Origin of the sequence: Anaerorhabdus sp. (assembly GCF_036657415.1) — a bacterium.
Lineage (GTDB): Bacteria > Bacillota_I > Bacilli_A > Erysipelotrichales > Erysipelotrichaceae > Anaerorhabdus.
Window position 1 is genome coordinate 1 of record NZ_JAVXGL010000080.1, and the last position, 8,802, is coordinate 8,802.

The 8,802-nt window shown below is 33.4% G+C and carries 10 protein-coding genes and 1 other annotated feature; all 10 genes read right to left on the reverse strand.

All coding sequences use genetic code 11. From position 1 onward, the window contains the following. Window positions 1-653, reverse strand: a 653-nt coding sequence (locus RSB60_RS09570; protein ID WP_332615992.1) for a diphosphate--fructose-6-phosphate 1-phosphotransferase, incomplete at its 3' end; no start/stop codon positions are given. Window positions 654-727: 74 nt separating this feature from the next. Further along, complete coding sequence (gene abc-f, locus RSB60_RS09575) at window positions 728-2,590, reverse strand: ribosomal protection-like ABC-F family protein (protein WP_332615995.1); 1,863 nt, start codon at window positions 2,588-2,590, stop codon at window positions 728-730. 8 nt (window positions 2,591-2,598) lie between these two features. Next, window positions 2,599-3,411, reverse strand: a complete 813-nt coding sequence (locus RSB60_RS09580; RefSeq protein ID WP_332615997.1) for a LicD family protein — start codon at window positions 3,409-3,411, stop codon at window positions 2,599-2,601. A 75-nt stretch (window positions 3,412-3,486) separates the two neighbouring features. Then, window positions 3,487-4,869, reverse strand: a complete 1,383-nt coding sequence (gene asnS / locus RSB60_RS09585) for an asparagine--tRNA ligase (protein WP_332615999.1) — start codon at window positions 4,867-4,869, stop codon at window positions 3,487-3,489. A gap of 37 nt (window positions 4,870-4,906) precedes the next feature. Then, window positions 4,907-5,113: a binding site (T-box leader), on the reverse strand. After that, window positions 5,107-5,730: a redox-sensing transcriptional repressor Rex gene (locus RSB60_RS09590; RefSeq protein ID WP_332616001.1), complete on the reverse strand. Its 624-nt coding sequence runs from the start codon at window positions 5,728-5,730 to the stop codon at window positions 5,107-5,109. (Overlaps the previous feature by 7 nt.) 52 nt (window positions 5,731-5,782) lie before the next feature. After that, window positions 5,783-6,790, reverse strand: a complete 1,008-nt coding sequence (gene tsaD, locus RSB60_RS09595; protein ID WP_332475530.1) for a tRNA (adenosine(37)-N6)-threonylcarbamoyltransferase complex transferase subunit TsaD — start codon at window positions 6,788-6,790, stop codon at window positions 5,783-5,785. After that, window positions 6,787-7,233 carry a ribosomal protein S18-alanine N-acetyltransferase gene (rimI, locus tag RSB60_RS09600; RefSeq protein WP_332616003.1) on the reverse strand — a complete coding sequence of 149 codons (447 nt, stop codon included), beginning with the start codon at window positions 7,231-7,233 and terminating at the stop codon, window positions 6,787-6,789. The genes tsaD and rimI overlap by 4 nt, the downstream gene beginning before the upstream one ends. Window position 7,234: 1 nt before the next feature. Then, on the reverse strand, window positions 7,235-7,828 hold the full coding sequence (gene tsaB / locus RSB60_RS09605; RefSeq protein ID WP_323381301.1) for a tRNA (adenosine(37)-N6)-threonylcarbamoyltransferase complex dimerization subunit type 1 TsaB: 594 nt from the start codon (window positions 7,826-7,828) through the stop codon (window positions 7,235-7,237). Next, the gene (gene tsaE, locus RSB60_RS09610) at window positions 7,825-8,277 is read right to left on the reverse strand and encodes a tRNA (adenosine(37)-N6)-threonylcarbamoyltransferase complex ATPase subunit type 1 TsaE (protein WP_332616006.1); all 453 of its coding nucleotides are present in this window, start codon (window positions 8,275-8,277) and stop codon (window positions 7,825-7,827) included. Before tsaE ends, tsaB begins: the two co-directional genes overlap by 4 nt. A 43-nt stretch (window positions 8,278-8,320) precedes the next feature. Further along, complete coding sequence (locus RSB60_RS09615) at window positions 8,321-8,593, reverse strand: GNAT family N-acetyltransferase (RefSeq protein WP_323381303.1); 273 nt, start codon at window positions 8,591-8,593, stop codon at window positions 8,321-8,323. Window positions 8,594-8,802: the final 209 nt, after the last annotated feature.

An 8,802-nucleotide genomic window follows, 5' to 3' on the forward strand; every position in this document is an offset into this window, starting at 1 on the left:
CCCAAGAATACTTCTTTATTAAATGGTTGTTCTGGAAGAACAACTAAGTCAACAATTCCACTTAAGCAACTAGAAGCAGCTAACCAACCAGCATCTCTACCCATTGTTTCAAGAATAAATACTTCTTGACGTGTATAAACATTAACATCTAACCATGTTTGCATTGCAGTAGTTGCGATGAATTTTGCAGCACTTGCAAATCCTGGACAGTGATCAGTAACCATTAGGTCATTATCTACAGTCTTAGGACAACCTACGAAACGACGATTTGTAATTCCTTTAGCTTTTGCATATTCACTTAATGCAGCAACTGTATCCATTGAATCATTTCCACCTGTGTAGAATAATGTTTCAATATCATATTTTTCCATAACTTGAATTAATTTTTCAAAGTCTTGAACATTTTCTCTTTTTAATTTGTAACGACAAGAACCTAAAGCACTTGATGGAGTTTGACGAAGAATACGATTTTCTTCCTCACTCATATTTGTTAAATCTACAAGTCTTTCATTAAGAATTCCTTCAATACCGTTTAATCCACCATACACTGTATCATAAACTTGGTTTAATTGGTTTGCTTTAACTACACCAGCAACTGTTGCATTAATAACTGATGAAGGTCCGCCTGATTGAGCTACTAAACAATTTGACATTTAATTTTCCTCCTAAATTCCAAAATCATTATACACTAAAGCTTTATTCTTTGAAACAATTATCGTCTTTTGTTTCAGGAAATCTCACTTAATTCTTCCCATTGTTTCATTAATTGATTTATTTCATTATGAATTCCATCTATTTCTTCATCGAGAGCATTCATTTTTTCATAATCATGATAATATTCTGGTTCAAATCGTAATGCCCGTTTTTCTTCCAATAAGTTTTCTTTTTCATCGATTAATTTCTCAATTTTTACGATTTCACGTTTTGCATTAATTGGTTTAATCTTTGGTTTTTCCTCGATTACTTCTTGTGGCATTCTTACAATTTCTTTAGCCTTCGCATTTTGTGCGCCTTTTTCAACGTACTCTTCATAACCATATGGATAGAAATGTGCTCCTGTATTATCTAAATACAAAACAGAAGTCGCTATCTTTTTAATAAAATAACGATCATGTGAGACAAAGAGAATTGTTCCTTCAAAATCTGACAATGATTCTTCTAATGCTTCTTTTCCAATGATATCCAAATGGTTAGTAGGTTCATCTAGAATTAAGAAGTTTGAATGTTTCAATAATAGCTTTGCAAATGATAAGCGAACTTTTTCTCCACCGGATAATACATCAACCGTTTTAAAGACTTCATCTGCACTAAACAAGAAACTTCCTAGTACTGTACGTATCGATGTTCTATCCAAATCTGGATATTCATCCCATAATTCTTCTAGTACCGTTTTGCTTGTATTAAATTGGGCTAATTGTTGATCAAAATATCCCACTTCAATTTGATGACCTAATAGATAATTACCTGTAAGTTGTGGTACAATCCCCATAATTGTTTTAAGGAAAGTAGACTTCCCTGTTCCATTAGCTCCTAATATTGCAATACGTTGCCCTTGTAATACTTCTAAATTAATTTTGCTTAATGGGTGATCATAACCGATAACTAAATCTTCAACTTCAAGTACACGTTTACCACCTTTTGTACGTGGTGTAAAATGAGCCTTAAATGTTTTTGTATCACTTTCACCAGGCTTTTCTATTCTTTCCATTCGATCCAAATACTTTATTTTAGATTGAGCGAATGCAGCCTTACTTCTTTTATACCGAAATTTTTCGATAAGAGCTTCTAAACGTTCAATATCTTTTTGTTGACGAATATAGGCTTGTCCTTGTTTCTCTTGATCTAATTTCTTTTGTTCTACAAAAGACGAATAATTTCCTTTATACATTTTCATGATGCCATATTCAATCTCGTAGACGACTTCAGCAATATCATCGAGGAACATTCGGTCATGACTGACTAAAACAATTGCTTTTTCATAGCGTTTTAAATAGCCTTCTAACCACTCAATTGTTTCTAAGTCTAGGTGATTGGTAGGTTCATCTAACAACAAGATATCCGGCTTACTCAATAATAATTTAACAAAAGCCAAGCGTGTTCTTTGACCACCTGAAAAAGTTCCAATTTTTTTTGATAATTCAGATTTTGTAAATCCAAAGCGAGTAAAAACGGTTTCTAATTCAGCTTGATAATTATATCCATTTAGACGTTCAAATCTTTCTTGAACAAGGGCGAACTTTTCCATTATCTTTTCGCTATGATCACTTTTCATAATTTCAGTAATTTCGTCCAATTCATGTTTACATTCAAAAATTGGTTGAAAGACTAAATTCATTTCTTCTTGGACAGTACGGTTTTCATCACTAAAAGTCGTTTGAGCTAAATAACCAACTGTCAAACCATTCATCCTATGAATAGTTCCACGATCTAACTCCAACTCACCTGTGATGCACTTTAAAAGAGTAGATTTGCCACAGCCATTACGGCCTACTATCGCAATCTTCTCAGTATTTTTTATTTCAAATTGGATGTCTTCAAATATGGTTTGTGCTCCAAAATTCTTACATCCTTTATTTATCTGGTAATACATATTATCTCCTATAATTCGATATCTACGATATGTTTAGGTGCTCTTTTCTCTACTGGGGGTAATGTATTATAGCTTGGTGCAATCGCTGTACATAAATACTCATGCGGATGGTTTGCAATTGGTAATTTTGTATCTTCAAAATCAACATACTGTACAGGATAAATATCTTCTTTTTTAAATATGAATGGATGAAATGGTGTTTTAAATGTCCATGTTAAGTCAAAACCAATATAGTCAGAACCTTTATTCAATTTCCCATAAAGATGAGTATTTGACATAAACCAGCGCTTCAAAAACACAGGATTGATATGAAGCATGTCAAAGCCAATCAAGACTGGCATCAAAATTTGATTTAACAAACGAAATGGTAAATCAATAAACTTATTCTTAGTACAATAATCATAGACAAATACATCGACAAAGATTCCATCAGAATCAGTACAACGATTCGGTAATAAAGTATTTACTTCTTTTAAATACGTTCCTTTTTTACGAATCTTCATTCCAGGAATTAAAACATTGTAACGTCTATCTGTATCGAAACATTGAAATGTATATTGCTCTGGCAATTCTTTCTTCAATACTTGGATAAAACGCACATAATCTTCTCTCATCATTGCGATATCTGCATCATCATCCCAAGGAATGAATCCCTTGTGACGTACAGCTCCTAAAGCAGATCCACCATTAAGAAAATAAGGAATGTTATTTCTTTGACATATTTCATCAATATCCTTCAACATACCTAATAGTACATTTTGTACATCGGCGACTGTTATCTCAGATCCATCCGATTTTGTTTTTAATACATATCTCTCCATAAAAGCACCTCGACTACTATTGTAAAGCATTCTTACTATAAATGAAAGTAAGAAAAAGATGCAGTTCCCTGCATCTTAAAAGTTTAAATTTCTTGGAGTTCGTGCGAATGGTATAACATCACGAATGTTTTGCATACCTGTTACATACATAATAAAGCGTTCAAAACCTAGACCAAATCCAGCATGTTTACATCCACCATAACGGCGTAAGTCTAAATACCATTCAAGTCCTTTTTCATGAACATTCATTTCTTTCATTCTTTCTTTTAAAACATCAATTCGTTCTTCACGTTGTGAACCACCAACTAATTCACCTACTGATGGTACAAGTAAATCGCATGCTGCAACTGTCTTTTGATCATCATTCACACGCATATAGAACGCTTTAATATCTTTAGGATAATCAGTTAAGAATACTGGTCCATCGACTATTTTTTCACAGATATAACGTTCATGTTCAGTGTTTAAATCCATACCCCATTCAACTTTATTATCAAACTTAACTTCAGCTTTTAATAAATATTCAATTGCTTCTGTATATGGCATACGCACAAAATCTGAAGTACGCACTTTTTCTAAACGTTCAAGTAAAGTCTTATCTACAAATTCATTAAAGAATTTCATTTCTTCTGGACAGTTATCAAGTAAATACTCAATACATGATTTAACCATGTCTTCAATTAAATCCATATCATCTTGTAAATCAGCAAAAGCCATTTCTGGTTCAATCATCCAGAATTCACTTGCATGCGTTGTTGTATTTGAATTTTCAGCACGGAATGTAGGTCCAAATGTATACACATCACGGAACGCCAATGCGAAAGCCTCTGCTTGAAGTTGACCAGAAACTGTAAGACTTGCTTTTTTACCAAAGAAGTCTTCTTCATAGTTATCGTCTTTACGTGTTGTTACAGTAAATACCTCACCTGCACCTTCTGCGTCATTTCCTGTGATAATTGGAGCGTGAACATAAACAAATCCTTGATTTTGGAAAAATTCATGAATTGCCATGGCTAACGCTGAACGCACACGAAATACTGCATTAAATGTGTTTGTACGTGGACGTAAATGTCCAATTTCACGTAAGTATTCAAATGAATGACGCTTCTTTTGTAAAGGATATTCACTATCACAAGAACCTTCTAAGATTACTTCTGTAAGTTGCAATTCAAATGGTTGTTTTGATTCAGGTGTCAAAACAAATTTTCCAATTACTTGAAGTGCTGTCCCTGTTAAATATTTGCCAACTTCTCCAAAGTTGTTTAATGTTGGTGTATATACTAATTGACAGTTCTTAAAATAAGTACCATCGTTTAATTCAATAAATCCCACTGAACCATTATTACGATTTGTACGCACCCATCCTTCGCATTGTACATACTCAATTTGGTCAATTTCCATACTTTCGCCAGATATCGCTAAATCATAAAGCTCTCTGACTGTCATAAATGTAAGCATCTTTTCTTACCTCCTTATAATATAAAAACGTTCCTAAACAAGGAACGTTTAATTAACGTGGTGCCATCCTATTTCGCATAGAATTCTATGCCTTTTAAACGTTAACGCCGTCAACGAGGTTGTCTACTTAATTCTCCAACCTAGCTCCAAAAGTGTTACGAATCCATGTCTCTTTTTCTAGTTACACCAACCCTAGAATCTCTTTGAAAGACAACACAGCTCACTCTTTTTTCATCGCTAATCTTTTAACGCATTTGTCTCAAATACAAGTTCTTGTATACTTGAAACAACATCTACAGTTTTTACAACAATATTCTCAGGGACTTGAAAGTGCTCATGAGTAAAATCTACTATACCAGTAATTCCATAAGAAATCAAGGTATTCACGGTTTCTTGTACATTGTTTGAAATACATAAAATCGCAATACGACAACCTTCTGGTAATTTTTCTTTTAAGTCATTCATATTATAAACCGGAACTGATGAACCTGTTACTGCCTCTGGATTTATATCAAATGCACATACAATTTCTCCAACTACATTATTCCAACGATTATAGTTTAATAGTGCCTTACCTAAATTTCCAGCTCCTACAAGTATGATTTTTTCATCGAATCCTAATCCAAGTTGATCACTAAAAATCTGAATCAAGCTTTCAACATCATACCCAAATCCTTGCTTACCTAGATTCCCTAAAAATGAAAAATCACGGCGTATTGTAGTAGATTTTATTGATACACATGTAGCCAAATCTTTTGACATTATTCGTTGAACACCATCACCTTGAAGCTTGCGTAAAGCTTTCAAATAGATAGGATAACGTTGCAAAGTTGCTTTTGGAACATTCTTATTTTTTTCCATTTTTATCACCATAATTAATATATCATAATTAGCAAGTTTGTGAAAGATTTATTTAAATGTTCATCTCTTTACAAGGATTTGCACTACAATCTAAGCTTCCAAAAAACTTGTGTTTGAATGCAGTATTACCTGCTGCACCAATCATTGCTGCATTATCAGTACAACACCAAAGTGGTGGTATTGTTAGGTGTACATCTGAATATTTTGCCATTGCTTCAATCATTTTTTCACGCAATCGTGAATTCGCTGCAACGCCACCTGCTAAAACAACTTGCTTGGGATGCATTAACTCAACCGCTTTACAGGTCTTTCCTACAAGTGTATCTAAAGCCGTTTCTTGGAAACAATATGCTAGATCAGCTTTATTAATTTCTTCACCCTTCTTCTCTTCTCGTTGAATCAGTTGAAGTACTGCAGATTTTAATCCTGAGAATGAAAAGTCTAATTCTTTTTCTGTTTTAGGAGTAGGTAAAACATAATGTTTATTACCTTCTTTAGCCAATTTATCAATAGCTGGACCTCCTGGATAAGGAAGACCAAGTACTCGTGCAACTTTATCATATGCTTCACCAATGGCGTCATCTTGTGTTGTTCCTAAAATATCAAAAGACCATTCATCTTTCATGAAAACTAATTCGGTATGTCCTCCTGATACAACAAGTGCTAATAATGGGAATGTTAACTCATCGACAAAGCCATTCGCATAAATATGCCCAATAATATGATGAAGAGGAATTAATGGTTTATTGTACATCCATGCGAGTGTTTTTGCGGCTTGAACTCCCACATGCAATGATCCAATTAATCCAGGCCCTTGCGTAAACGCAATTGCATCAATATCATCCATCGTTACTTTAGCTTGTTCCATCGCTTCCGCTATTACTACAGAAATATTTTCTACATGAATACGTGAAGCTACTTCTGGTACAACTCCACCAAACTTCTTATGTACATTGATTTGACTTGATACGATATTTGAAAGAATTTCATTACCATTTTTTACAATTGAACATGCAGTTTCATCACAGCTACTTTCAATTGCTAATATTATTTGTGTCATAGTTTACCTCCAATTGCCTTCATCATTAAGAAAGCGTCTTCGTGATTATCACTATAATATCCTTTACGAATATTAACTGTAATATATCCATATTTCGTATATAAATTTTGTGCTGCAATATTACTTACACGCACTTCTAACGAACAAGTTTCACATCCATTTGCGACAGAAACTTCTTCAATTTTTTCCATTAACAAAGATGCATAACCTTTACCTTGGCAATCTTTTGCTACACCTATCGTTGTAATCTGTGCCTGTTCATAAAGATTCCAAATACCACAATAGCCAACAACTTCATTATTTTCTTCTACAACAAAGTAATGGGCAAATTCATTTTCTATAAGTTCTCTTTTGAAGTCTTCTTTTTTCCAAGGTAAAGAAAAAAGTTCGGCTTCTAACTGTTCAACGCGATCTAAATCACCTAAATCCATACTACGAATCATATTACTTAACCAAATATTCTTCTTGTGATTTTAGATATTCAGGAACAAGACAATGGATATTTTCTACTTTTTCCCATTCATCTTTTAGTTCAAGAAAAGCCGCCGCTAAATTTGGATAAGAGTCTTCCATTCCTAGTAAAGAAGTATCTCCTACAACATCATGTCCAGCGACAATTTCTTTAATCTCTTCAATTGTATAAACACCTAAATTACCAATACATTTTCCATCTCTATATTGTCCTAAATAGGCTCTATGACTTCGTGCATCAAGCATTGCAAAACAATCTCTTTTTCCAGCTATTAATTGAAGAGAACCTAAAGTAAAACAAGGAACGTTCTTCATTGCGCAAAAAACTTTTGCAATTGTCATCGCAATTCTTACTCCAGTATAACTTCCAGGTCCTTTTGTCACAACAAGTTGATCAATATCTTGTGGGCTGCAATTCGCTTCCTCACAAAGTGTTATAAGTTCCGGAAAGATTGTCTCTGATTGTTGCTTAAAACAAATAGTTTCTTTACTAGCTATTACTTCGTTATCTTTAATCAATGCTAAGACTAAATACTTTTGACTTGTATCCATACATAATGTCATCATAATTGTATTTCTCCTAATAATTCTTCATATGCTTTGCCGTTGGCCTTTAATACAAATTCACGAACTTCTTCTTCAATGAACTTAATTTCAATCTCTAAAAACTCTTCGCCAATCATATCTTGAATATACATTGGCCATTCAATAACTGTTAAGCCATCACCATCAATCATTTCTTCAAAACCTAAATCTTGATGTAATCCTTCTAAACGATACGCATCAAAATGATATAAATCCATACGACCGTGATAAATCTTTAGAATTGTAAATGTCGGACTGCTTACAGTCTTTTCTATATTTAAGCCCTTCGCAATTCCTTGCGTTAATGTAGTTTTCCCTGCACCTAAATCACCAGTAAGCGTAAATACCATATTTTCCTTCGCTAAAAGCCCCAGTTGTTTCCCTAGTTCTTTTGTTTCTTCAGGTTTGTTTGTTTTAAATATTTTTTCCATATATTAACCTCGCATTGTTTATTATAGCACAAATTGAAAAGCACTAATCAACAACTAGTGCTTTATATTCAGGATGCATGTCAAACCACTTAACTGCAAAAGTGCAACTTAGTTTAGCCACACGATTCGAATTTTTCAAGTCCATCGCAACCATGTACATTAACATACCTGCAATACCTTTACCTCTTAACGATTCATCTACAAATGTATGATTTATATCGACAATGTTCCCTTCAACTTTGGGAAAAGTAACTTCTGCATATATTTTCTCATCATCACGATAAACTATACGATTATCAAATACTTCATAATGCATATTGAACCTCCTTAAGTAACTATAATATACGCTAATTTGATAGAATATCCAAGCATTGTGCATAGTATAAAATACGCTAAAAACGCCTAAATCGCTATTGAAATAACATACTAATTACAATAAAACATCTTTTGTAATTTCAAACTTAATAAATAAAAAAGGATTCCATGAAGGAATCCAAGATTACCTGGCAACGAGCTAGTTTCACT